Annotated in this window: 24 protein-coding genes; 17 read left to right on the forward strand and 7 right to left on the reverse strand. The window is 69.2% G+C overall.

Annotation, left to right across the window (positions count from 1 at the left end; genetic code table 11):
- The first annotated feature begins 30 nt into the window (after nt 1–30).
- The 4 genes from ACZ69M_RS27780 (at nt 31) to ACZ69M_RS27795 (ending at nt 5,431) form a co-directional block, all read left to right on the forward strand.
- On the forward strand, nt 31–1,827 hold the full coding sequence (locus ACZ69M_RS27780; protein WP_470053990.1) for an ABC transporter substrate-binding protein: 1,797 nt from the start codon (nt 31–33) through the stop codon (nt 1,825–1,827).
- Between the two features lie 111 nt (nt 1,828–1,938).
- Nucleotides 1,939–2,937 (forward strand): ABC transporter permease, encoded by a 999-nt coding sequence (locus tag ACZ69M_RS27785; RefSeq protein WP_470053991.1) that lies wholly within the window; start codon nt 1,939–1,941, stop codon nt 2,935–2,937.
- Complete coding sequence (locus tag ACZ69M_RS27790) at nt 2,934–4,028, forward strand: ABC transporter ATP-binding protein (RefSeq protein WP_470053993.1); 1,095 nt, start codon at nt 2,934–2,936, stop codon at nt 4,026–4,028. The genes ACZ69M_RS27785 and ACZ69M_RS27790 overlap by 4 nt, the downstream gene beginning before the upstream one ends.
- A gap of 23 nt (nt 4,029–4,051) precedes the next feature.
- On the forward strand, nt 4,052–5,431 hold the full coding sequence (locus tag ACZ69M_RS27795; RefSeq protein ID WP_470053995.1) for an ABC transporter ATP-binding protein: 1,380 nt from the start codon (nt 4,052–4,054) through the stop codon (nt 5,429–5,431).
- Nucleotides 5,432–5,511: 80 nt separating this feature from the next.
- Here ACZ69M_RS27795 and ACZ69M_RS27800 read toward each other — a convergent pair whose 3' ends face one another.
- Nucleotides 5,512–6,033: a hypothetical protein gene (locus tag ACZ69M_RS27800; protein WP_470053997.1), complete on the reverse strand. Its 522-nt coding sequence runs from the start codon at nt 6,031–6,033 to the stop codon at nt 5,512–5,514.
- 348 nt (nt 6,034–6,381) lie between these two features.
- On the opposite strand from ACZ69M_RS27800, the gene ACZ69M_RS27805 reads away from it, so the two are divergent.
- Nucleotides 6,382–7,773 (forward strand): M1 family metallopeptidase, encoded by a 1,392-nt coding sequence (locus ACZ69M_RS27805; protein ID WP_470053999.1) that lies wholly within the window; start codon nt 6,382–6,384, stop codon nt 7,771–7,773.
- A gap of 47 nt (nt 7,774–7,820) precedes the next feature.
- Complete coding sequence (locus tag ACZ69M_RS27810; RefSeq protein WP_352049333.1) at nt 7,821–8,486, forward strand: trimeric intracellular cation channel family protein; 666 nt, start codon at nt 7,821–7,823, stop codon at nt 8,484–8,486.
- Here ACZ69M_RS27810 and ACZ69M_RS27815 read toward each other — a convergent pair.
- Nucleotides 8,386–9,615, reverse strand: a complete 1,230-nt coding sequence (locus ACZ69M_RS27815) for an alpha/beta hydrolase (RefSeq protein ID WP_470054402.1) — start codon at nt 9,613–9,615, stop codon at nt 8,386–8,388. The genes ACZ69M_RS27810 and ACZ69M_RS27815 overlap by 101 nt on opposite strands.
- 214 nt (nt 9,616–9,829) lie before the next feature.
- Between ACZ69M_RS27815 and ACZ69M_RS27820 the strand changes: the two genes are divergently transcribed.
- On the forward strand, nt 9,830–10,690 hold the full coding sequence (locus tag ACZ69M_RS27820; protein ID WP_054234599.1) for a thioesterase family protein: 861 nt from the start codon (nt 9,830–9,832) through the stop codon (nt 10,688–10,690).
- Here ACZ69M_RS27820 and ACZ69M_RS27825 read toward each other — a convergent pair.
- Nucleotides 10,683–11,264: a TIGR03086 family metal-binding protein gene (locus ACZ69M_RS27825; RefSeq protein WP_470054001.1), complete on the reverse strand. Its 582-nt coding sequence runs from the start codon at nt 11,262–11,264 to the stop codon at nt 10,683–10,685. The genes ACZ69M_RS27820 and ACZ69M_RS27825 overlap by 8 nt on opposite strands.
- A 189-nt stretch (nt 11,265–11,453) precedes the next feature.
- Between ACZ69M_RS27825 and ACZ69M_RS27830 the strand changes: the two genes are divergently transcribed.
- The gene (locus tag ACZ69M_RS27830) at nt 11,454–12,437 is read left to right on the forward strand and encodes a helix-turn-helix transcriptional regulator (protein ID WP_470054003.1); all 984 of its coding nucleotides are present in this window, start codon (nt 11,454–11,456) and stop codon (nt 12,435–12,437) included.
- Nucleotides 12,438–12,562: 125 nt separating this feature from the next.
- Nucleotides 12,563–12,949 carry a hypothetical protein gene (locus tag ACZ69M_RS27835; RefSeq protein WP_352049337.1) on the forward strand — a complete coding sequence of 129 codons (387 nt, stop codon included), beginning with the start codon at nt 12,563–12,565 and terminating at the stop codon, nt 12,947–12,949.
- Between the two features lie 47 nt (nt 12,950–12,996).
- Here ACZ69M_RS27835 and ACZ69M_RS27840 read toward each other — a convergent pair whose 3' ends face one another.
- Nucleotides 12,997–13,623, reverse strand: coding sequence for a TetR family transcriptional regulator (locus ACZ69M_RS27840; RefSeq protein WP_470054005.1), 627 nt, complete (start codon nt 13,621–13,623; stop codon nt 12,997–12,999).
- Between the two features lie 144 nt (nt 13,624–13,767).
- Here ACZ69M_RS27840 and ACZ69M_RS27845 point away from each other — a divergent pair, with 144 nt between their 5' ends.
- The 3 genes from ACZ69M_RS27845 to ACZ69M_RS27855 all read left to right on the forward strand — a co-directional run bounded on the left by ACZ69M_RS27845 (nt 13,768) and on the right by ACZ69M_RS27855 (nt 15,581).
- A complete protein-coding gene (locus ACZ69M_RS27845) occupies nt 13,768–13,935 on the forward strand; it encodes a hypothetical protein (RefSeq protein ID WP_095852481.1) in 168 nt (55 codons plus the stop codon).
- A 154-nt stretch (nt 13,936–14,089) separates the two neighbouring features.
- Nucleotides 14,090–14,302 carry a hypothetical protein gene (locus tag ACZ69M_RS27850; RefSeq protein WP_054234680.1) on the forward strand — a complete coding sequence of 71 codons (213 nt, stop codon included), beginning with the start codon at nt 14,090–14,092 and terminating at the stop codon, nt 14,300–14,302.
- A gap of 109 nt (nt 14,303–14,411) precedes the next feature.
- A complete protein-coding gene (locus tag ACZ69M_RS27855; RefSeq protein ID WP_470054007.1) occupies nt 14,412–15,581 on the forward strand; it encodes a cysteine desulfurase family protein in 1,170 nt (389 codons plus the stop codon).
- Between the two features lie 37 nt (nt 15,582–15,618).
- On the opposite strand, the gene ACZ69M_RS27860 is transcribed toward ACZ69M_RS27855, so the two are convergent.
- Entirely contained in the window at nt 15,619–17,112 is a 1,494-nt protein-coding gene (locus ACZ69M_RS27860; RefSeq protein ID WP_470054009.1) for a multicopper oxidase family protein, read from the reverse strand.
- Nucleotides 17,113–17,373: 261 nt separating this feature from the next.
- On the reverse strand, nt 17,374–18,072 hold the full coding sequence (locus ACZ69M_RS27865; protein WP_470054011.1) for an N-acetylmuramoyl-L-alanine amidase: 699 nt from the start codon (nt 18,070–18,072) through the stop codon (nt 17,374–17,376).
- A 296-nt stretch (nt 18,073–18,368) separates the two neighbouring features.
- Between ACZ69M_RS27865 and mnmA the strand changes: the two genes are divergently transcribed.
- The gene (gene mnmA, locus ACZ69M_RS27870) at nt 18,369–19,496 is read left to right on the forward strand and encodes a tRNA 2-thiouridine(34) synthase MnmA (protein WP_470054013.1); all 1,128 of its coding nucleotides are present in this window, start codon (nt 18,369–18,371) and stop codon (nt 19,494–19,496) included.
- A gap of 101 nt (nt 19,497–19,597) precedes the next feature.
- Here mnmA and ACZ69M_RS27875 read toward each other — a convergent pair whose 3' ends face one another.
- Nucleotides 19,598–19,921: a DUF427 domain-containing protein gene (locus ACZ69M_RS27875; protein WP_060901251.1), complete on the reverse strand. Its 324-nt coding sequence runs from the start codon at nt 19,919–19,921 to the stop codon at nt 19,598–19,600.
- Between the two features lie 50 nt (nt 19,922–19,971).
- Between ACZ69M_RS27875 and ACZ69M_RS27880 the strand changes: the two genes are divergently transcribed.
- From ACZ69M_RS27880 to ligA, 4 genes are read left to right on the forward strand one after another with little or no spacing between them, the layout of a single operon-like run.
- Nucleotides 19,972–20,511, forward strand: a complete 540-nt coding sequence (locus tag ACZ69M_RS27880) for an LOG family protein (protein ID WP_470054015.1) — start codon at nt 19,972–19,974, stop codon at nt 20,509–20,511.
- A gap of 7 nt (nt 20,512–20,518) precedes the next feature.
- Nucleotides 20,519–21,217, forward strand: coding sequence for an SDR family oxidoreductase (locus ACZ69M_RS27885; RefSeq protein ID WP_470054017.1), 699 nt, complete (start codon nt 20,519–20,521; stop codon nt 21,215–21,217).
- The gene (locus tag ACZ69M_RS27890; RefSeq protein WP_470054019.1) at nt 21,214–22,209 is read left to right on the forward strand and encodes a methionine synthase; all 996 of its coding nucleotides are present in this window, start codon (nt 21,214–21,216) and stop codon (nt 22,207–22,209) included. The genes ACZ69M_RS27885 and ACZ69M_RS27890 overlap by 4 nt, the downstream gene beginning before the upstream one ends.
- A gap of 15 nt (nt 22,210–22,224) precedes the next feature.
- Nucleotides 22,225–24,420: an NAD-dependent DNA ligase LigA gene (ligA, locus tag ACZ69M_RS27895; RefSeq protein WP_470054021.1), complete on the forward strand. Its 2,196-nt coding sequence runs from the start codon at nt 22,225–22,227 to the stop codon at nt 24,418–24,420.
- The last annotated feature ends 149 nt before the right edge of the window (nt 24,421–24,569 follow it).

Below are 24,569 nucleotides of genomic sequence, written 5' to 3' on the forward strand. Positions count from 1 at the left end.
TCTCTCATCAAATCCGGAGGATCCGAGATCGTGACTACCCAACGCACCTCAGGGCGGCGTAAGCAGGCGCTTGCCGCCGCTGCTGCGGTCGCCGCACTGCTGACCACGGCGGCGTGCGGCGGCGGAGGCAGCGACGACAACAACGGTTCGAAGACCGGCGCCGCCGGCTTCGACGCCGCGAACAACAAGGTCGCCCAGGCTTCCCTGGTCAAGAAGGGCGGCACGCTGCGGTTCGGCGGTGCCCAGGACGCCGACTCGTGGGACACCACGCGTGGCTACTACGGCTTCATGTGGGACTTCGCGCGCTACTACAGCCGCCAGCTGGTCACGGGCAAGGCGGAGCCGGGCAAGGCCGGCGCCGAGCTCACGCCGGACCTCGCCACGGGTCTCGCGAAGGTCACGGACGACGGCAAGACCTACACGTACACCCTGCGTGACGGCATCACGTGGGAGGACGGCAAGGCGATCACGTCCAAGGACGTGAAGTACGGCATCGAGCGCGTGTGGGCGCAGGACGTGCTGTCCGGCGGTCCGACGTACCTCAAGGACTTCCTGGACCCCAAGGGCGAGTACAAGGGTCCCTACAAGGACACGTCCAAGGACAAGCTGGGCCTGAAGGCCATCACCACGCCGGACGACAAGACAATCGTCTTCCACCTCCCCAAGGCCAACTCGGACTTCCAGGAGGTGCTGGGTCTGGTCTCGGCCTCCCCGGTCCGCCAGGACATGGACACCAAGTCCAAGTACGGCCTGAAGCCGTTCTCCTCCGGCCCGTACAAGTTCGAGTCCTACAGCCCTGGCAAGAGCCTGACGCTGGTGCGCAACGCGAACTGGAAGCAGGCCTCGGACCCGGTCCGCAAGGCGTACCCGGACAAGATCACCGTCCAGTTCTACTCGGACGCCAACCAGCTGGACCAGCGTCTGCTCAACGGTGACCTGGACCTGGACATCAACCAGACCGGCATGTCCCCGCAGGGCCGCACCACCGCCCTGAAGGAGCACAAGGGCAACCTGGACAACCCGACCTCGGGTTACATCCGTTACGCGGCCTTCCCGCAGAGCGTGAAGCCGTTCGACAACGTCGAGTGCCGCAAGGCGGTCATCCTCGGCGCCGACCACGTCTCTCTGCAGACCGCGCGCGGTGGCCCGATCGCCGGTGGTGACATCGGCACCAACATGCTCCCGCCGTCCGTCCCGGGCGCCGAGGGCCAGAAGTACGACCCGTACAACATCGCCGGCGCCGACAAGAACGGCAACGTCGAGAAGGCCAAGGCGGCGCTGAAGGCGTGCGGCAAGCCGAACGGCTTCTCCACCACCATCGCGGTGCGGAACAACAAGCCGGTCGAGGTGGCCACGGCCCAGTCGCTCCAGGCGTCGCTGAAGAAGATCGGCATCACCGCGCAGATCGACCAGTTCGACGGTTCGCAGACCACCGGCATCATCGGCAGCCCCTCGAACGTGAAGAAGAAGGGCTACGGCATCATCATCATGGGCTGGGGTCCGGACTTCCCGACCGTCCAGGGCTTCGGTCTGCCGCTGTGGGACAGCAAGTACATCGCACCGAGCGGTAACAACAACTTCGCCCTGATCAACGACAAGACCATCGACGGTCTGTTCGACCAGTACGTCACCACGCTGGACGCCGCGGGCAAGACCAAGCTCTCGACCGAGATCAACCACAAGGTCATGGAGGGCGCGTACTACCTGCCCTTCACCTTCGAGAAGTTCATCAACTGGCGCGGCGACAACCTCGCGAACGTCTACACGACGGACAACTACAGCGGTACGTACGACTTCGTGAACCTCGGTCTGAAGTCCGCAAAGTAATCCCGGCACACCCGCCGTACGGCACGAAAGGCAGGTGAAGGCCGGCGCGGCGTGGTCGCGGGCCATCGGATGACCTCCGGTGGCCCGCGGTCCCGCGGCGGGCCGTAAGCTGTGCTCGCTTACCTGATCAGGCGGCTGTTCGCCGCCGCAGTGATGCTCGTGGTCATCGTGATGGTGGTCTTCGGCATCTTCTTCCTCATCCCCAAGTGGGCGGGTGTGGACATCGCCTCGAGCTTCGTGGGCAAGCAGGCCGACCCGGCCGCCGTCGAGGCCGTACGGCAGAAGCTGGGCCTGAGCGACCCGATCTACTCCCAGGTCTGGGAGTTCTTCAAGGGCATCTTCGCCGGCCGCACCTATTCGGGCGGTGGCGACGTCACGCACTGTGCGGCGCCCTGCTTCGGCTATTCCTTCCGCAGCGAGCAGGCCGTCTGGCCGGTGCTCACCGACCGCTTCCCGGTGACCCTGGGTCTCGCGCTCGGTGCCGCCGTGCTGTGGCTGATCTTCGGTGTCGCGGCCGGTGTGCTCTCCGCGCTCAAGCGGGGCAGCATCTGGGACCGTGGCGCGATGGTCGTCGCCCTGTCCGGTGTCTCCCTCCCCATCTACTTCACGGGTCTGCTCAGCCTGGCGATCTTCGACTTCGGCCTGCACTGGATCGACGCGCAGTACGTGCCCCTCGGCGACAACCCCGCTCGCTGGTTCGAGAGCATGGTCCTTCCCTGGGTCACCCTCGCCTTCCTGTACGCGGCGATGTATGCGCGGATCACCCGCGCCACCATGCTGGAGATCCTCGGCGAGGACTACATCCGTACGGCGCGCGCGAAGGGCCTCAAGGAGCAGGTCGTCATCGGCAAGCACGCCATGCGCTCCACGATGACCCCGCTCCTGACCATGCTCGGCATGGACCTGGGCGCCCTCATCGGCGGCGCCATCCTGACGGAGTCCACGTTCAACCTGCCCGGTCTCGGCCGTGCGGTGCTCGACGCCATCAAGAACCAGGACCTGCCCATCATCCTGGGCGTCACCCTGATCACTTCTCTCGCGGTGCTCCTCGCCAACCTCGTGGTGGACATCCTGTACGCCGTGATCGACCCCCGCGTGAGGCTGTCATGACCGAACTCAGCAAGACCGGAGCAGCCGTGGGCGAGCCCACCGCCACGCACACCCCGGCCGCCTTCCTCGAAGTACGCGACCTGAAGGTGCACTTCCCGACCGACGACGGTCTGGTCAAGTCCGTCGACGGTCTCTCCTTCCAGCTGGAGAAGGGCAAGACCCTCGGGATCGTGGGCGAGTCCGGCTCCGGCAAGTCGGTGACCTCGCTCGGCATCATGGGCCTGCACACGGCCGGCCAGTACGGCAAGCGCAAGGCGCAGATCTCCGGCGAGATCTGGCTGAACGGCACCGAACTGCTGTCCGCCGACCCGGACTACGTGCGCAAGCTGCGCGGCCGGGAGATGGCGATGATCTTCCAGGATCCGCTGTCCGCGCTGCACCCGTACTACACGATCGGTCAGCAGATCGTGGAGGCGTACCGCATCCACAACAACGTGGACAAGAAGACGGCGAAGCGCCGCGCGGTCGAGATGCTCGACCGGGTGGGCATCCCGCAGCCGGACAAGCGCGTCGACAGCTACCCGCACGAGTTCTCCGGCGGTATGCGCCAGCGCGCGATGATCGCGATGTCGCTGGTCAACAACCCCGAACTGCTCATCGCGGACGAGCCGACGACCGCCCTGGACGTGACCGTCCAGGCGCAGATCCTCGACCTGATCCGGGACTTGCAGAAGGAGTTCGGCTCCGCGGTCATCATCATCACCCACGACCTGGGCGTCGTCGCGGAACTCTCCGACGACATCCTGGTGATGTACGGCGGCCGTTGCATCGAGCGCGGTCCGGCGGAGAAGGTGTTCTACGAGCCCCGGCACCCCTACACCTGGGGGCTGCTCGGATCGATGCCGCGCCTGGACCGTGAGCAGACCGAGCGCCTCATCCCCGTCAAGGGCTCCCCGCCCTCGCTGATCAACATCCCGTCCGGCTGCGCCTTCAACCCGCGCTGCCCGTACGCGGACGTTCCCAAGGACAACGTGACCCGCACGGTCCGCCCCGAGCTGACCGAGGTCGGCGGACGGCACTGGGCCGCCTGCCACATGACCCAGGAGCAGCGGGAACGCATCTGGACCGAAGAGATTGCGCCGAAGCTGTGAGCGAAGAAGCCAAGGACGCGGAAGTGACCATTCCCGCACAGGCACAGGACGAAGGCGGCGCCACCCTCACCAAGGACGCCGCCCCGGGTGACGTCCTGCTTAAGGTGACCGGGCTGCAGAAGCACTTCCCCATCCGCAAGGGCCTGCTGCAGCGTCAGGTCGGCGCGGTGCGTGCCGTCGACGGCCTCGACTTCGAGGTGCGCTCGGGGGAGACCCTGGGCGTCGTGGGCGAGTCCGGCTGCGGCAAGTCCACCATGGGCCGGCTGATCACGCGGCTGCTCGAACCGACCGCGGGCAAGGTCGAGTTCGAGGGCAAGGACATCACGCACCTCGGTGTGAGCGCGATGCGCCCGATGCGCCGTGACGTCCAGATGATCTTCCAGGACCCGTACTCGTCGCTGAACCCCCGGCACACGATCGGCACGATCATCAGTGCCCCGTTCAAGCTGCAGGGCGTCACTCCCGAGGGCGGCGTCAAGAAGGAGGTCCAGCGACTGCTGTCGGTCGTCGGCCTCAACCCCGAGCACTACAACCGCTATCCGCACGAGTTCTCCGGCGGTCAGCGCCAGCGCATCGGCATCGCCCGCGCGCTCGCGCTCAACCCGAAGCTGGTCGTGGCGGACGAGCCGGTCTCGGCGCTCGACGTGTCGATCCAGGCGCAGGTCGTCAACCTCCTCGACGACCTTCAGCAGGAGCTCGGCCTGACGTACGTGATCATCGCGCACGACCTGTCGGTGGTCCGGCACGTCTCGGACCGGATCGCGGTGATGTACCTCGGCAAGATCGTGGAGCTCGCCGACCGCGACTCGCTCTACAAGGCGCCGATGCACCCGTACACCAAGGCGCTGATGTCCGCTGTGCCGATCCCGGACCCCAAGCGCCGGAACGTGAAGAGCGAGCGCATCCTGCTCAAGGGCGACGTGCCCTCGCCGATCGCGCCGCCGAGCGGCTGCCGCTTCCACACGCGGTGCTGGAAGGCCACGGAGATCTGCAAGACGACCGAGCCGCCGCTCCTGGAACTGAAGCCCGGCCAGCAGGTCGCCTGCCACCACCCGGAGAACTTCGAGGACCAGGCGCCGCAGGACACGGTGCTGCTGTCCGCGGCGAAGGAGGCCGCGGAGCTCGTGGCCGACGAGGTGCTGGCGGAGTCGGCGGAGACGTCGGCGGCGGTGGCCGCGGAACTGGGAACCTCGGAGAAGACTCCGGAGCCCGCCGCGGAGACGACCACCGAGCCTGTCGAGGAGGCCACCCCGAAGGAGGCCGCCGCTGAGGAGGCCGCCCCCAAGGAGGTAGCCCCGAAGGAGGCCGCCCCCAAAGAGGCCGCCGCTGAGGAGGCTTCCGAAACGGTCGCCGTCGACGAGTCGGACTCGTCGGAGGAGCCGGGAACCGACAGCCAGAAGTGAACAGGGCGGTGTGAATTCACCGAAACAAATGCCCCGGTAACCAGAGGAATGGTTACCGGGGCATTTGTTTTGAAGAATTATCAGCTACTGGTTTCCCAGTAGTGCCAGCCGACCGAAGTCGCCGGAAGCTTGGCCGTTCCGCTTGCGAGCGTCGTCACCGAACAATTCGGGTTCGTGCGGTTCGACTCCCATCCGACCTTGAAGCCATTGGAGCCGTACTGCAGGTTCCCGTACTTGTTGGAGTGGATGTTGTGCGAGTACGTGTGGCCGGTCGTGATCGCCACGGACTTCGTGATGCTGCCGCTCACCGACGCCTTGGCCGAGGCGAAGAGGTAGCTCGCGCTCACCTCCAGGGAGGCGGAGACGCTGTACGTGATGGTGGACGCCCTGGTGACGGAGGCGGTGATGGTGCCGCCCGGACCGTCCTTGAAGTAGGCCCCCGAGGCGGGAATCCGATAGGCCGAGTGCGAGGTGATCAGGACCCCGTAATCGACCGGGCACGACCTTTTCGGAGTGACGACCGCCGAGGCCGGCGCCGCACCCGCGACGAGCGGCATTACTCCGGCGACGACGAGTGTGGCCAGCTTGGTTCTCTTACGCATGAACTTCCCCCATGCAAGTGGTCCGGCCTCCGTTTCGGCGGAGCCCGTCAAGCTGGAATGAGCCTATGAAGTTGACCGAGACCGGTCAATCGCATTCTGTGGAGTTGAGCAACAATTGAGCCTGCCGCTCCGGGTGGTAAAAACTCGGAATTGCCGGGGTCTTCGTACGGTCAAATGGCGGACCGTTTCCGCGCGTTCGGGGGAGACCGGAAGCCGATCGTCAGGAGTCAACCGACCGGTAGGCCATGACGATTGGGCAAAGTCATGAGCATGCCCGAATGGAAGAGTGCAGAGTCTCGCGTGTCCAACTGATCGGGAACGATCGGAACACGTACGAAAGGGACGCTCATGGCACTCTCCCGTTCGGCACGTTTAGGGGCCCTCGCGACCGCGGCGGCCTCCTTCCTCGTCATCGCCGCCTCCCCCGCCCCGACCCCGGGCGCCGACGGCATCGGCGACTCCTACTTCCCCCAGCTCGGCAACGGCGGCTTCGACGCCCGCCACTACGACCTGAACGTGGCGTACAACCCGGACACCGACCGTCTGGACGGCCGTACGACGCTCACGGCCCGCGCCACCCAGTCCCTCTCCTCCTTCGACCTCGACCTCCAGAGACTGGAGGTCACGCGCGTCGAAGTGAACGGCAGACGCGCCGACTTCACCCGCGACGGCGACGAGATCCACATCACCCCGCACGGGGCGATCCGCAAGGGCAGGACCTTCACCGTCACGGTCACCTACGGCGGCGTCCCCGAGGCCCTCAACGGTCCCATCGTCTTCGGCTCCGACTACGGGTGGATGAAGACCGCCGACGGAGTCTTCGTCGCCTGTGAGCCCAACGCCGCCTCCACCTGGTTCCCTTCCAGCGACCACCCCTCCGACAAGGCCACCTACGACATCCGGATCAAGGCACCCAAGGGCCTGACGGGCGTCTCCAACGGGCGGCTGATCTCGACGTACGACAAGGGCGGCAGCACGGTCGCGCACTGGCGCGAGAGCAGGCCGATGGCGACCTACCTCGCGACCGCTACCATCGGGAAATTCGACGTGAAGACGGGGACGACCCCGGCCGGAACGCCGATCTACGTGGCCATCGACCCGGTGCTCGCGGGCAGCAACAGCGTCGACGTGTACGCGGTGACGGCCGAGGCCACCGACTACTGGTCGCAGGTCTTCGGCCCCTACCCCTTCGAGGAGACCGGCGCCATCGTCGACGACATGCCGCAGGCGGGGTTCTCGCTGGAGGTGCAGTCGAAGCCCGCGTACTCCGCCGTGCGCTCGGAGTCGACCATCGTGCACGAGCTGGCCCACCAGTGGTTCGGCGACTCCGTGTCGGTGGAACGCTGGAAGGACATCTGGCTGAACGAGGGCTTCGCGACCTACGCCCAGTGGCTGTGGTCCGAGCATAAGGGGATCCGCTCGGCGCACGACTCCTTCCTCGCCGGGTACAACGCGCGGCCCGCGGACTCCGCCTTCTGGGGGACCGTGGTCGCCGACCCGCAGCGCGACACCATGTTCGCCTCGGCGGTCTACCAGCGCGGCGCGATGACCCTCCAGATGCTGCGTGAGCGCATCGGCGACACCGCGTTCTTCAAACTGCTGCCCGCCTGGACGAAGCTCCACAAGTACGGCAACGCCGACACCGCCGACTTCATCCACCTCGCCGAGAGGATCTCGGGACGACCGCTCGACGACCTCTTCCAGACCTGGCTGTTCACCACAGGGAAACCAACCCTGTAGGCCTTTCTTTGTAAGGTGTGAGCCCCGCGACGGGTGAGAATGTCCGGGTGCTTCAGGAACTGTTCACCCCCTCCGTCCAGCATGTGCTCGACCTCGTGGGGATCTTCGTCTTCGCGATCTCCGGCGCCCTGCTGGCCGTCCGCAAGAACTTCGACGTCTTCGGCATCGCCGTCCTCGCCGAGGTCACCGCACTGGGCGGAGGGCTGTTCCGCGACATGGTCATCGGGGCCGTACCCCCGGCCGCGTTCACCGACCTCGGCTACTTCAGCACCCCGCTGCTCGCCGCGCTGCTGGTGTTCTTCCTCCACCCGGAGGTGGAGCGCATCCAGGTCGCGGTCAACGTCTTCGACGCGGCCGGACTCGGCCTGTTCTGCGTCGCGGGCACCACGAAGGCGTACGAGTACGGCCTCGGCCTGACCCCGTCCGCCGCCCTGGGCCTGGCCACCGCGGTCGGCGGCGGTGTGCTGCGCGACGTCCTCGCCAACGAGGTGCCCTCACTGCTGCGCTGGGACCGCGATCTGTACGCGGTCCCGGCGATCGTCGGCGCCACGATGGTGGTCCTGTGCATCCGCTACGACGCGCTGTCCCCGTTCACCAGCGGGGTCGCGGCCGTCACCGCTTTCGTCCTGCGGCTGCTTGCGATGCGGTACCACTGGCGAGCGCCGCGTGCTTGGCACCGCCGTTCGACGGCGACGGAGTCGGAGACTCCTTAGCGTGCGCCCCCGGCCCGATCTGGAGGGTCAGCCAACGGAAGGTCTCCGGGATCTGCGGCCGCCACAGGGCCATGTTGTGCCCGCCCGCGCTCCGCGGCAGCAGCACCACCTGCACGCTCGTCGGTGCCTTCGCGATCGACTGGAGCGCCGCGCCGGCCTCGTAGCCGTCGTGCGTCTCGCCGGAGACGTAGAGGGAGATGCGGGGCGGCGTGCGGTAGGACTTGAGCAGCAGGTAGGGATTGTTCTCCCGGCGCAGCGTCAGGCTTCGCGCCGCGAGCGAATTGCGTTCGCCGATCGGGTCGTTGTACCCGGACATGCTCACCGCGGCCCGGTAGCGGTCGGGGTGAGCGACGGCGAGCTTGGCCGCGCAGTGCGCCCCGGCCGAGTAGCCGGCCACGCCCCAGCCGTCCGGCGCGGACTTCGCCCGGAAGTTGTCCATCACCATCTTCGGCACGTCGATGCTGAGCCAGGTGTCGGCGTTCACCTTGCCGGGCACGTTCGCGCAACCGGTGTCGGTCTTGGCCAGCAGATTCGTGCGCGGCGCCACCAGGATGAACGGCGCGACCTGCCCGTCGCGCATCAGCGGCAGCAACTGCTCATGCACCTTCAGCGAACCGAACCACGCCTTCGCCGAGCCCGGATAGCCGGGCAGCAGCTCCACGACGGGGAACTTCCGGTTGCGGTAGGCGGGCTCGTTGTACTGCGGCGGCAGCCAGACGTAGACCTCCGCGTCCACGCCCGACACCTGGCCGTGCAGCTGGGTGACCTTCACCCCGCCGGCCTGGGACATGCCGGGGCCGTCGGCCGCCGAGAACGTCTGGCGGACCTTGGGGAGCTGGCGCAGCGAGATGCCGCCGGTGCCGTCACGGCCGAGGTTGGCGGCCGCCCGCACGTGGTTGCCCGTGCCGAGCAGGTCGGCCCAATTGTCGTACAGGCTGTTGGCGTTGTTCACGAGCACGAAGACGAGGGCGATCGCGGTGCCCTGGGCGAACAGCAGCATCACCATCCGGGCCGCGCTGCGTACCAACGCGGGGCCGGGAATGCGTGACCACAGCACGAGGGGCAGGATCAGGGCGACCGCGACCAGGATGATCGTGGTGAGGAGGAACGACGTTCCGGTGAGGCTCACGATGGGTGCGGTCTTCCTGTGACGGGCCGGATCAACGGTCTGCAGCTGCATCGGGTTCTATGTCCTTGGAGAGGGGCATCCGATGCCGTTGGTTCACGGAAGAGTTCGGACACTTACTAAGAAATTGCCGAAACCTCACTCTCGGGTGACGGGGTTCACATGCCCGAAACAGAAAAAGCTACCGCTTAGTAATTACCTGTTGTACCGTTCAGGCATGTCAGAAGCAGCTACCGCACAGGCCGCGCGTGCCGCGATCGGTGACAGCGAGTTCGACCGCGACACCGCGGTCACCCTGCGCGAACCCGGCGTCTACGACATCGACCTGTCCGCCGGATGGACCATCATCAGCGCCGTCAACGGCGGATATCTGCTCGCCGTCCTGGGCCGCGCCCTCTCCGACGCGCTGCCGCACAGCGACCCGTTCACCGTCTCCGCTCACTATCTGACCGCGTCGCAACCCGGCCCGGCGGTGGTCCGAACGGACGTCGTCCGGACGGGGCGGACCCTGTCGACCGGTCAGGCCTCGCTGTTCCAGTACGACGACGAGGGCCGCGAGGTCGAACGGATTCGCGTACTCGCCTCGTACGGCGATCTCGACGCCCTGCCCGACGATGTCCGTACCACGGCGACACCTCCCGCGATCCCGCCCATGGAGCACTGCTTCGGGCCGGAGGACGGACCGGCGCCGGTCGACGGCAGCTCCGCCATCACCGAGCGGCTGATGCTCAAGCTCGACCCCGCGACCCTCGGCTGGGCCCTGGGGGCGCCGTCCGGGAAGGGCGAGATGCGCTCCTGGTTCGGGCTCGCCGACGGCCGTGACCCCGACCCGCTCTCGCTGCTCCTCGCGGTGGACGCGCTGCCGCCCACGGCCTTCGAGCTCGGCATCTCCGGCTGGGTGCCGACGGTCGAACTGACGGTCCATGTGCGCTGCCGTCCGGCGCCGGGCCCGCTGCGGGTGTCGATCACCACCCGCAACCTCGCCGGCGGTTTCCTGGAGGAGGACGCCGAGGTGTGGGACAGCGCGGACCGACTGGTCGCGCAGTCCCGACAGCTCGCCCGGGTCCGGCTCAGCTGAGCGGTCGCCGGCCCAGGTAGGCCGCGAGCCGTCCATAGGCGTCGGCCCCTTCGGGGGTCGGCACCGCCGAGTCGAACGGCAGTTCCTCGTCGTCGCGCTGTTCGTCCGGCAGCACGCGCCGGGCGATCTCGAGCGCGAACTCGGCCGGCTCCGGATCGAGTGCGAGCGGTCGGCCCAGAGACTCGGAGAGATCCCACGTGTGGGTGACGGTCTCCATCACATAGCCGGCCAGGGCGAGACGTCCGGGGACCTCGCCCCACGGCACGGTGACGAGGGCGTCCAGGCGCGCGTCGTCCGCCCAGGACTTCTGGGCCTCCGCCCTGACCTCGTCGTACGCCGCGCTCCAGTGGTCGTCCTCGACGCCGTCGAGGAACGGTCGTACGGCCATTCCGTCACCGCCCGCGCCGACCACGGCGATCCGGCGGGTACCGCCCGCGATGTGCGACAGCAGGGTCCGTACGTCGAACTCGGCGCACGGGGTGGGACCGGCGAGCTGCTCCGGGCGAACCGTCGCGACCAGGGCGGCGGTCTGCCCGGTGGCGCGGGTGTAGAGGGGGCGGGGGTCGATGTTCATGGCGGACCTCTGTCGCGTAGGTGTGTCGGTGTCGTGTGGCGCGGTCGGATATCGGCATTGCGTTGTCCTGCCGCTGCGCCTCAGGTTCGCCGGATAACCTGACAGTTTCCGTCAGCATTTACGACGGGCTTCGGGCGAGCGTCCGCGGGCGTCGGCGGACGTGATCCGCGGTGCGCGATCCTGGTGCGCGTGAAGTCCGACCGCCTGCTCTCGATCCTTCTGCTGCTGCAGACCCGCGGCCGCGTCCCCGCCCATGAACTCGCCGACCGGCTCGAGGTGTCGGTGCGCACCATCTACCGCGACATCGAGGCACTCTCGGCCTCCGGCGTCCCGGTGTACGCCGAGCGCGGGCGGCACGGCGGCATCGAACTGCTCGCCGGATTCCGTACGGACGTCACGGGACTGACCGCCGACGAGTCCCGCGCGCTGTTCATCCTGGCCGCGCAGGGCGCGCACGCCGCGCTCGGCCTGGACGCGGCGCTCGGCTCCGCGCTGCGCAAGGTGATGGCGGCGCTGCCGGCGCCGCACCGTCCGGCCGCCGAGGTGGCCAGCCGCCGGATCCTCGTCGACGCGACGCGCTGGAAGGGCGGCCCCCAGCGGGCCGTGGACCTGGAGGTGCTCCAGGACGCGGTCTTCGCCGACCGCAGGCTGCGGCTCAGCTACCGGCACAGCGGGCACACCGAGCCCAGCACCTGCACCGTCGACCCGTACGGGCTCGTGTCCAAGGCGGGCGTCTGGTACCTCGTGGCCGACCGGCGCGGCCGGCCACGGCTGTTCCGGGCCGACCGGGTGCACTCGGCGGCACTCCTGGGCGACCCCGTGAAGCGGCGTCCGGGCGTCGAACTCGGTGACGTCTGGGAGGTGTTGCGGCGCCAGGTCGAGGAGCGGCCGGGCGGTGTCGATGTCACAGTTCGGGTACGGCGTTCCCGCCTCGACATGTTCCTCAGGCTCAACGCGGCCTCCCTCACGGCGCTTCCGGAGGACGACGGCGAGAGCGAGTGGGTCCTCGTGCACCTGTCGTACGGCGTCGTCCGCGAGGCCCGCACGCTGCTGGCCTTCGTGGACACGGTGGAGGTGCTGTCGCCGCCGGAGGCGCGGGCGGAACTGGCCGGGGCGGCGGCCGCGATCGGTGTCGTCTACGGCGGGGACCGCGCCCCGCACGAGGGAAGTTGACCCACAGGTAACCACAGGTTCGGCACAGCGCGGCCCTACGTGGATCTGATCCTCTGTCCACCGCTCATCCCGCACTCATCCGGCCTTCATCAACCGGTCCACGTGACTTGACTGGGAGTTACCTCATGAACCGTCGTGCCCGACTCGTCCCCGCCGTGGCCCTGCTGGCGCTCTCGCCGTTGCTGGCGGCCTGCGGCTCGGGCGACTCGTCGTCCTCGAACAGCGGCAACTCGAGCCAGAACTGTCAGCGGCCCTCGGGCATGCCGAGCGGAGGCCCGTCGGGCATGCCGAGCGGCGGGCGCTCCGGGATGCCCACGGGCTCGCCCTCCGGGACACCGTCGAACATGCCCACCGGCAAGATGCCCTCCGGCGGTCCCTCGGGCATGCCGTCCGGCGGTCCGGGCGGCGGCCAAGGGGGCGGTCAGGGCAACGGCCAGGGCGGCTGCGGCGGCGGCCCCGGCGGCGGGGGGCAGCCGAGCGGGCAGCCCAGCGGGCAGGCGGCACAGGGCTGAGCCCGTCCCGGTTCTCTCAGGGGTGACGTACTCGGTACTCGGGTGCGTCACCCCAGCCAGTTGCGGCGGCCGATGGCGATCAGCCGCATCTGGCAGGTCGCGACACGGGTCACCCGCTCCCGCTCCTTCTCGGACGCCTCCAGAGCCTCCAGATAGAGCGAGGCCGTCATGAGCATCTGGTCGACATACAGCCCCGCGAGCATCAGCAGGTCGTCGTCGCTCCACCCCTCCGACTCGGGGTGCTTGGCCAGCTCGACCTTCACCTCCTCGGCGAACCGCTCCAGTTGCTCCCTGATCGCCTGCCGCACCCGCTGGACGCCGCCGTGCCGCTCGCGCGCGATGAAACGGACGTGCGCGGGGTGGGATTCGACATGGTGGGCGATCAGGTCGACCGCGCGCTCGATGCGCCCGGCGCTGTCGCCGGCCGCGGAGACCGTGTCCCCGATCATCGGGTGCAGACTGCCGAGCGCCTCCTCGACCAGCGCCACGCCGAGGTCCTCCGTCGAGCGGAAGTGCCGGTAGAAGGCGGTCGGGGCGACTCCGACGGCGCGGGTGACCTCGCGCAGACCCAGGCTGCTCAGGCTCTGCTCCTCCAGCAGTTCCAACGCCGCGTCCAGGAGCGCCTGACGGGTCTTCTGCTTCTGGGCCTGCCGGATGCCGAGAGTGTGACTCATGCCATGCAGTTAACAACTGTTCTCTGTAATTGAAAAGCCGGGCGACACGCTAGACTCTGGAGTCAGTGAACAACTGTTACTACAACCGTTCACTGAGTCGTCAAGTCCCCGAAACAATCGGGGTTCACTGTCGAGAGGCACCTCATGCTGTTCCTCGTCGCCGCCCTCCTGCTGCTGGGTGTCGTGATGGGCTCCGTAGCCCACGCCCCGCTGCCCGTCACCCTCGTCGCCGCGGTCGTCATCGGCGTCTGGCTGGCCGTCTTCGCGGTCCGCGAGCGCAACGCCCGTCGGCGCCACACCTCCACCAACTGATCGTTGGGAGCTGATTCACGTCATGGAACTCACCGAGCGAACCCACCTCACCACCGCGACGAAGCCCACCGCGACGAAGCCCACCGCGGCCAAGCCCACCGCGACCGCGCCCGACGCGCCCACCCGCGCGACCGGCGCCAAGGACGCCGACGGCATGGCCGTCGCCTCCTTCATCCTCGGCCTCCTCGGCCTGCTGGTCCTGAACGTCTTCCTGGGCCCGATCGCCATCGCCCTGGCCTCCGTCGCCCTCTGGCGCGGCACCGCCCGCCGTGGCCGCGCCTTCCTCGGCCTGGGCCTCGGCATCGCCGATCTGCTGGTGCTGGTGGCGTTCATGCAGTTCGACAGCACGGTGTCCTGGAACTTCTGAGCCGCCGCCGAACGAGGCGTTCGCTCCACGGCGGAACGAGGAGCGGACGGGCGGCTACCCGGACGGGGGCCGAGGACGCGGACGGGCGGCCCGTAGAATCGGGCCCATCATGGCTTACCTCGACCACGCCGCGACCACACCGATGCTTCCCGAGGCGGTAGAGGCGCTGACCGCCCAGCTGAGCGTCACGGGCAACGCCTCCTCCCTCCACGCCGCCGGCCGCCGCGCCCGGCGGACGGTCGAGGAAGCCCGGGAAACCCTGGCGGAGGCCCTCGGCGCCCGCCCCAGCGAGGTCGTCTTCACCTCCGGCGGCACCGAGGCCGACAACCTCGCCGTGAAGGGCCTGTACTGGGCCCGCCGCGACGCCGATCCGGCCCGCACCCGGGTCCTCGCGAGCCCGGTCGAACACCACGCCGTCCTCGACGCCGTTCACTGGCTCGGCGAACACGAGGGCGCGACGGTCGAGTACCTGCCCGTCGACTCCTACGGCCGCGTCCAGCCGGACGTCCTGCGCGAGGCCATCTCCCGAAACCCCGACGATGTCGCCCTCGTCACCGTCATGTGGGCCAACAACGAGATCGGCACGGTGATGGCGGTCCGCGAACTGGCCGACGTCACGGCGGAGTTCGGGATCCCGCTGCACGCCGACGCGGTCCAGGCCTTCGGCCAGGTGCCCGTCGACTTCACCGCCTCCGGCCTCGCCGCGATGACCGTCTCCGGCCACAAGATCGGCGGTCCGTACGGCATCGGCGCCCTGTTGCTGGGCCGCGAGTACACGCCCGTACCCGTGCTGCACGGCGGTGGCCAGGAGCGGCATGTGCGCTCCGGCACCCTCGACGTACCCGCCATCGCCTCGTTCGCGGTCGCCGGGAGGCTCGCCGCCGAGCAGCGCGAGTGGTTCGCCCGCGAGATCGGTGCCCTGCGCGACGACCTGGTCGACGCCGTACGCGCCGCCGTGCCCGACGCGATCCTCGGCGGTGACCCCACGGCCGGCGGCCGGCTGCCCGCCAACGCGCACTTCACGTTCCCGGGCTGCGAGGGCGACTCCCTGCTGCTTCTGCTGGACGCCCAGGGCATCGAGTGCTCCACGGGCTCCGCGTGCACGGCGGGCGTCGCCCAGCCCAGCCATGTCCTGCTGGCCACCGGCGCCGACCCCGACCTGGCCCGCGGCACCCTGCGCTTCTCCCTCGGCCACACCTCCACGGAGGCGGACGTCGAGGCCGTGGCCAAGGCGATCGGCCCGGCGGTGGAGCGGGCACGGACGGCAGGCCTGACCTGACACCACCGCGCTCGCTCACCTCGCGCCGGCTGTCGTCCTAGCTGTCCGTCACCATGAGGGAGGCCATCATGCCCTCGTCCTCGTGTTGCAGCAGATGGCAGTGGAGCATGTACATATAGGTGTCGTCCGAGAAGTCGGTGAACTTCATCGCGATCTCGATGGAGCCGCCGCCCACCACCTCGAACGTGTCGTACCAGCCCAGCTGGACGCCCGTCGGATCGTCCCCGTTGATGGAGATCAGCTGGAACGGCACATCATGCAGATGGAACGAGTGTTCAAGCTGCGTGCTGTTCTTGACCGTCCACACCTCCTCGGCACCCAGGGTGGTGCTGATCATGGCCATCGAGGACATGCTCGTCCCGGCGGAGCCGTTGATCGTCATCGTCGTGCCGCTCTGGCCGAGCGTGATCGTCCGGGCGGTGAAGTCACTGGTGTCGTAGCGGGTGATGGTGTTGAGGGTCGGCAGGGTCTCCGGGGTGTCCGAGGTGTCGGGGGTGACGGTCAGGAACTCGTACGTCCCGCTGCCGCCGCGCACCCATCCCGTCGTCACCACCGCCTCCAACGTCACCGCGTCGCTGAGCTCCATGACGAACTCGGCCCGCGCGCCCGCCACCAGCCGGATCGACGCCACCTCGGTGGCCTCGGTCAGATAGCCCTGGTCGGTGGCGATCTGGGTGAGCGTCGCGCCGTCGCTGCGCTGGATGGTGAGGATGTCGGACGGCGAGGCGTTGAGCAGCCGGAAGCGAGTGCGCTTCTTGGTGGCGGTGAAGGAGAGAGTGGTGTCGTCGACGTTCGTGCCGTTGCACAGCAGCGGGAAGCTGAGACCGTTGCCGAGGTAGCCGCTCAGGTTGTACTTGATGTCTCCCGCGCTGTCCGTGGCCAGACACTGCAGGATGATCGGGATGTCGTCGGTGCCGTAGGTGCTCGGCAGGGCCGCGGACGCGTCCGAGTCGTCCTCGACGATGATCATGCCCGCGAGGCCGTGGGTGGCCTGCTCCGCCGTGGTGCCCAGGGCGTGCGGGTGGTACCAGAGCGTCTTCGCCTCGTCCTTGACCGTGAAGGTGGGCGACCAGGTCTTCCCCGCGGTGAAGGCGTTCTGCGGGCCGCCGTCCATGCTGGGCGGGACGTGCGCGCCGTGGAAGTGGACGGTGGTGTCCTCGGTGAGGCTGTTGGTGATGTTCAGCAGGACGGTGTCGCCCGAGGTCCACTTCATGGTGGGGCCGAGGAACGACTGGTTGTAGCCCGCGGTCGTGCTGGTCACTCCGCTGAGCACCTCGCTGGTGCCGGTCTTCGCCTCCAGGGTGTACGTCGTGGTGCCGTCCGTGGTGGTCCCCTCCAGGAGGTCGGGGATGGTCAGCGTGGTGCCCGCGGCGTGCGCCTTGTTCTGCGTCGCGTTCGTCAGTAAGGCGATGGCCGTGCCGCCGGCGGTCACCGCCGCGATGCCCGCTCCGGCCATCCCGCCGAGGAACTTGCGGCGGTGCATGCCCTTGCCCGTGGTCTTGCGCGGGGTGTTGCCCGTGGTGTGAGTCATAGCGGTGGACTCTCGGCCTAAGGGCTATGTAAAGACTGGGCCGGAGTTAGGAGAACGCCGTCGTCGCTGTGAAATCCGATGACTCAAAGTCAGGATCAACTCCCGTGGAAACAGCGAGCGTTGACGTGTCGCTGGTCACATCGGCGACACGGGACGCAACGGACAGGCCCGTCCCGCCGGTGCCTCACAGCATCACGATTAGGTGACTTGAGTCCTGTGCGCCGCTGTCTGTGAGCGCGCATCGAAAGCGCTCTCCGTCGGCTACGCCCCGGCTGTGCGCGTCGGCTCCGCCGCGGTGCGGGCCTGCCGTACGAGCCGTATGTACCGGTCCCAGTCCCAGTACCGCCCGGGGTCCGTGTGGTCGGTGCCCGGCACCTCGACGTGTCCGATGATGTGCGCACGGTCGACGGGAATGCCGTACCGCCCGCAGATCGCGGCCGTCAGCCGCGCCGAGGCCGCGTACATGGCGTCCGTGAACGACGAGGCGCGCTCCACGAAGCCCTCGTGCTCGATGCCGACGCTCCGCTCGTTGTACCCCCGGTTGCCCGCGTGGAAGGCCACGTCCAGCTCGCGGATCATCTGTGTGATGTGTCCGTCCTTGCGCACGATGTAGTGCGCGGCGGCGCCGTGTGCCGGGTCCTGGAAGACCTTCACGGCGCTTCGGTAGCTGCCCTGGGTGACGTGGATGACGACCCGGTCTATCCCGTAGTCGTCGGGCCGGTCCGCCCGCCGCCAGTTCGCCGACGAGGCGGCCACCCACTGCGCGCCCCGGAAGTCGACGGCTCCCGCCACCCGGGGCTTTTCGACGCCGGGCAGCCGCCACCACAGGTGGCCGAGCTCACCGCGTGCGAGCACCGCCGTGCCCACGGCGGCCGCGGCGCCACCGATCAGCAGCGTCCGCCGTCCGATCCGCCGGTCACGGTCCCGGCGGGCACGTCCCTTGGTCCCGCTCGCGCCCACGCCGCCCCCGCTGCTTCCGGTGGATTCCCCGGCTCCAGTGATCCCCGTGGTGCCCACAGCCCCTGTGGCTTCTGTGGTTCCCGTGTTCCCTGTGCCGGCTGCGATCTCCCTGGTTCCCACGCTTCCTGTGGCTTCGGTGGTTCCCGAGTCGCCTGTGTTCTCGGTGTTCTCCGCGGCTCCACCCATGGCGTCCGCCCCCGTCCTCCGTACCCGCCCGTCCGTCAGCGGTCCCCGCTGCGATCATCAACGGATACCCGCGGGCTTCGGTTCCCGCGGCCCCGTACTCTGGAGGGGCTATGACTGAGACCTCGCAGCGCCCCCGCCCCCTCCGCGTCCTCGCCGCCATGTCCGGCGGCGTGGACTCCGCCGTCGCCGCCGCCCGCGCGGCGGAAGCCGGTCACGACGTGACGGGCGTGCATCTCGCGCTCTCCGCGAACCCGCAATCGTTCCGCACGGGCGCGCGAGGCTGTTGCACCATCGAGGACTCGCGCGACGCCCGCCGCGCCGCGGACGTCATCGGCATCCCGTTCTACGTGTGGGACCTCGCCGAGCGCTTCCGCGAGGACGTGGTCGAGGACTTCATCGCCGAGTACGAGGCCGGGCGCACCCCCAACCCGTGCCTGCGGTGCAACGAGAAGATCAAGTTCGCGGCCCTGCTCGACAAGGCGCTCGCGCTCGGCTTCGACGCGGTCTGCACGGGCCACTACGCCAAGGTGATCGTGAACGAGGACGGCACGCGCGAGCTGCACCGGGCCTCGGACATGGCCAAGGACCAGTCGTACGTCCTCGGTGTCCTCGACGACCGCCAGCTCACCCACGCGCTGTTCCCGCTGGGCGACACGGTGACGACGAAGGACGAGATCCGCGCGGAGGCGGAGCTCCGGGGCCTGGCCGTCGCCAAGAAGCCCGACTCGCACGACATCTGCTTCATCGCCGACGGCGACACCCAGGGCTTCCTGGCGAACCGCCTGGGCAAGGCGGAGGGCGACATCGTCGACGAGTCCGGGTCGGTCATCGGCTCCCACGAGGGCGCGTTCGGCTTCACGATCGGGCAGCGCAAGGGGCTGCGCATCGGCACCCCGGCCGCGGACGGCAAGCCGCGCTACGTCCTGGACATCTCGCCGGTGAACAACACGGTGACCGTGGGTCCTGCGGCATCCCTCGATGTCAGCGGGCTGAGCGCCATCAAGCCCCGCTGGTGCGGCGCCGCTCCCACCGGCCCGGGCACCTACACCGCCCAACTCCGCGCCCACGGAGGCGAGACGGAGGTCGCGGCCGAGCTGGTCGACGGCGAACTCGAGGTCACGTTCACCGAGCCGGTCCGCGGCGTCGCCCCCGGCCAGGCGATCGTCCTGTACGACGGCACGCGCGTGGTGGGCTCGGCGACGATCGCGACGACCACGCGCGCGACGGCGGGCGTCTAGGGCCGGCGCGCCGCCCGACGAGATGACGTAGGGCGCCGCGCCGCTCCGCGGTCGTACGGTTCGAAGTGGCCCGATCCGCTGCCGGGTAAGGAACTCGTCGGTTAGGCCACTTCGACTTCGTAGAAGCAGAAGTGGTCCTTGATCCGGGCGACGTCCGGCTTGGGGTCGGGGTAGGACCAGACGAGGTCGGGGGCGTCGGGCAGGGACCAGTAGGACGCGTCGCCCTTGAAGGGGCAGTGCGTGTGGGTGTCGGAGGTCGTCAGCAGGTCGAGGCGGACGTCCTCGGCCGGTAGGTAGTAGCGCACGGGACAGCCGGTCTCGCGCAGCACCAGGGGCCGGTCGCTCTCCGCCAGCACCTGGTCGCCATGTACGACGCGGACCCGCTCCGTGCCCTGTTCGATCGTGATCGTGTGTCCATTGGCCATACCCGTACAGCGCGCGTGGGACCCGGGTTCTTCCCTCGTACCGTAGGCACATGAATATCTGCGTCTTCCTCTCCGCCGCCGACCTCGACGACCGCTACACCCGTCCCGCCCGGGAGTTCGCCGAGCTCCTCGGCAAGGGCGGTCACTCGCTGGTGTGGGGCGGCTCCGACGTCGGGCTGATGAAGGTGGTCGCCGACGGGGTGCAGGAGGCGGGCGGACGTCTGCTGGGCGTCTCCGTGGACTTCCTGGCGGCGACGGCGCGGGCGGGGGCCGACGAGATGGTGATCGCCTCGGACCTCGCCGAGCGCAAGGCGCTGCTCCTGGCCAGGGCGGACGCCGTCGTGATCATGGTGGGCGGCACCGGGACCCTCGACGAGGCGACCGAGATCCTGGAACTGAAGAAGCACGGGAAGACCGAGAAGCCGGTCGTCCTGCTCAACACCGCGGGCTTCTACGACGGCCTGAAGGAGCAGTTCCGCCGTATGGAGGCCGAGGGCTTCCTGCCGAGCCCGCTCACCGACCTGGTGTTCTTCGCCGAGGAGCCGGTGGGCGCGCTGGCCTACCTGGAGGAGAGTGTGGGCACCCGGTGATGCGAGCATGGCGTCCATGGCTACACATGTGATCACCGGGGCGGGCTCCGGCATCGGCGCGGCCGTCGCCCGCCGTCTGCACGCGCGCGGGGACGACCTCGTGCTCCACGCGCGCGACGCGGGCCGCGCGAAGGAACTGGCGGCCGAGTTCCCCGGGGCCCGGACCCTGGTCGGCGATCTGGCGGACCCGGACAAGCTCTCCTGGGCGTTCTCGCACCAGTCCCTGCCCGAGCGCGTCGACTCGCTCCTGCACATCGCGGGCGTCGTCGACCTCGGCCCCGTCGGGGAGCTGACCCCCAAGTCCTGGCGTCACCAGCTCAACGTCAACCTGATCGCCCCCGCCGAGCTGACCCGCCACTTCCTGCCGCAACTCCGCGTCGCCCAGGGCCACGTCGTGTTCGTGAACTCCGGCGCCGGCCTCGCCGCGGGCGCCGACTGGTCCGCGTACGCCGCCTCCAAGCACGGCCTGAAGGCCCTCGCGGACTCCCTGCGCCACGAGGAGCACGCGAACGGCGTCCGGGTGACCTCCGTCTACCCCGGCCGGACGGCGAGCCCCATGCAGGCGAAGGTCCACCAGCAGGAGGGCAATGAGTACGACGCCTCGAAGTGGATCGACCCGGAGTCCGTCGCGACGACGATCCTGATGGCCGTCGACCTGCCGCGCGACGCGGAGGTCAACGACCTGACCGTGCGGCCGGGACGATGAGCTTCACCTGGGGCCCTGCCACCGGGGTCGGATCCATGCCCGGCGGCGACGCCCGCGAGGCCGCCAAGACCGTGACCGGGTCCTTCGAGGACTTCCCGTTCCTGCCCGAACTGCCCGCCCGGGGCCCCGGCGCGGACATGATCGGACGGACCGCCGGGATGCTGGTCGAGCTCTACGCGCGCGTGGAGCCCAGCGGCTGGCGGATCGGGGACCGGCCGGGGCGCGACACCAAGCGGGCCTGGTCCTGGCTCGGTGAAGACCTCGACGCGCTGGAGGAGTTCACCCAGGGCTACGAGGGGCCGCTCAAGGTACAGGCCGTGGGCCCCTGGACGCTGGCCGCCGCGCTGGAGCTGCGGGGCGGCGAGGCGGCGCTCTCCGACCTCGGCGCCTGCCGGGACCTCGCCGGATCGCTCGCCGAGGGGCTGCGCACGCACCTCGACGAGGTACGGCGGCGGGTGCCCGGCGCCCAGATCGTGCTGCAGCTCGACGAGCCCTCGCTCATCGCGGTGCTGCGCGGCCAGGTGAAGTCCGCCAGCGGCTACCGCACCCACCGTGCCGTCGACCGGCAACGGGTGGAGGCGACGCTGCGGGACGTCGTCGGGGTGCACACCGACGGCCCGGTCGTGGTGCACTCGTGCGCACCCGACGTACCGTTCGCGCTGCTGCGCAGGGCGGGGGCCGCCGCCATCTCGTTCGACTTCTCGTTGCTCACCGAGCGTGACGACGATGCGATCGGTGAGGCGGTGGAGGGCGGCACCCGGCTGTTCGCCGGTGTCGTGCCGGGCGCGGACGGACCATTGTCAGACCCTGCCGGTAGCGTCATGGGGGTCAGGACGCTGTGGCGCAGGCTGGGGCTGCATCCGGGTCTTCTCGCGGAGGCGGTCACGGTCACCCCCTCGTGCGGACTCGCGGGCGCTTCCCCGGAGTACGCGCGCCGGGCACTCGCCCACTGCGCCCGGGCGGCGAGATCCCTCGCGGACAACCCAGAGTAACGGGAGGACAACACGGTGGCCGGCGACAAGGACGCACAGCCCAATTCCCTGCCCGCCGAGGCACGGGAGCAGCACGCGCAGCTCGCTGAGCAGATCGAGGAGCACCGCTTCCGGTACTACGTGAAGGACCAGCCGGTCGTCAGCGACGCGGAGTTCGACCGGTTGCTGCGCTCGCTGGAGGCCCTGGAGGAGCAGTATCCCGAGCTGCGCACCCCCGACTCCCCGACCCAGAAGGTCGCGGGCGCGTACGCGACCGAGTTCACCTCCGTCCAGCACCGCTCGCGCATGCTCTCGCTGGACAACGCCTTCAGCGACCTGGAGCTGGCGGCCTGGGCCGAGCGCGTCGCCAAGGACGTGGGCACCTCGGACCACCACTTCCTGTGCGAGCTGAAGGTCGACGGCCTCGCGGTCAACCTGACCTACGAGCACGGCCGCCTCACCCGTGCGGCGACCCGCGGCGACGGCCGCACGGGCGAGGACATCACGCCCAATGTGCGCACGATCGCGGAGATTCCGGACCGCCTCCATGGCGACCACGTGCCGGACCTGGTGGAGATCCGCGGTGAGGTCTACTTCCCGATGGAGAAGTTCGAGCAGCTCAACGCCCGCCTGGTGGAGGCCGGCGACAAGCCCTTCTCCAACGCGCGCAACGCGGCGGCGGGTTCGCTGCGCCAGAAGGACCCGCGCGTCACCGCGAGCCGCCCGCTGCACATGGTGGTCCACGGAATCGGCGCCCTGGCGGGCTTCGAAGGCCTCGCCCGACTCTCCGAGGCGTACGCGCTGCTGCACTCCTGGGGCCTGCCGACCACGCGGTACGCGAAGGTGGTCGACGACCTCGACGGCGTACGGGAGTTCATCGCGTACTACGGCGAGAACCGGCACTCCGTGGAGCACGAGATCGACGGAGTCGTCGTCAAGCTCGACGAGATCCCGCTGCAGGGCCGCCTCGGCTCCACCTCGCGCGCGCCGCGCTGGGCCATCGCCTGGAAGTACGCGCCCGAGGAGGTCAACACCAAGCTCGTCAACATCCGGGTCGGCGTCGGCCGCACGGGCCGCGTCACGCCGTACGCGCAGGTCGAGCCGGTCACGGTGGCCGGCTCGGAGGTCGAGTTCGCCACCCTGCACAACCAGGACGTGGTGAAGGCCAAGGGCGTCCTCATCGGGGACACGGTGGTGCTGCGCAAGGCCGGTGACGTCATCCCCGAGATCCTCGGCCCGGTCGTCGACCTGCGGGACGGCAGCGAGCGCGAGTTCGTGATGCCCGCCGAGTGCCCCGAGTGCGGTACGCCGCTGCGGCCGATGAAGGAGGGCGACGTCGACCTGCGCTGCCCGAACGCGCGCTCGTGCCCGGCCCAGTTGCGTGAGCGTCTCTTCTATCTCGCGGGCCGCAAGTCACTCGACATCGAACACTTCGGGTATGTGGCGGCGGCGGCCCTCACCAAGCCGCTGGAGCCGGCCGAACCGCCGCTGGCCGACGAGGGCGACCTCTTCGACCTCACCATCGAGCGGCTGCTGCCCATCAAGGCGTACGTCCTCGACCAGGACAGCGGCCTGCCCAAGCGCGACCCGAAGACCGGCGAGGAGAAGATCGCCACCGTCTTCGCCAACCAGCAGGGGGAGCCCAACAAGAACGCGATCGCGATGCTGGACAACATCGCGGCGGCCAAGGAGCGCCCGCTCGCCCGGATCCTGACCGGCCTGTCGATCCGTCATGTCGGGCCGGTCGCGGCGGAGGCGCTGGCGCGCGAGTTCCGCTCCATCGACCGCATCGAGCAGGCCACCGAGGAGGAGCTCGTCACCACCGAGGGAGTCGGCACGATCATCGCCGCCTCGCTCAAGGAGTGGTTCGCGGAGGACTGGCACCGCGAGATCCTCCGCAAGTGGCGGGCGGCGGGCGTCCGTACGGAGGACGAGGGTTCCGGCGAGGACGAGGGCCCGCGGCCGCTCGAAGGACTCACCGTCGTCGTCACCGGCACGCTCGAACACCACACGCGGGACGGCGCGAAGGAGGCCCTTCAGAGCCGGGGAGCGAAGGTGACCGGTTCGGTCTCGAAGAAGACGTCTTTCGTGGTGGTGGGCGACAATCCGGGATCCAAGTACGACAAGGCGATGCAGCTGAAGGTGCCGGTTCTGAACGAGGACGGCTTCGCCGTTCTGCTCGAACAGGGACCGGAGGCCGCCGCGGAAGTCGCCCTCCCGACCGAGGAGTAGCGGTTGAAGGCCACCCGTTCGGCGCATATCAGATGCATACGGGTGGCCGGGTCGCATTCGGGCAACCGTCGTCGACCGCTGCCCGTAGAAGCCTTCTGCGGCCTACTGTTGAGATGTGCGCCTGCCGTGCCCAGCTGCGGTTGGGGCAT

Source organism: Streptomyces sp. NPDC107454 (assembly GCF_055582885.1).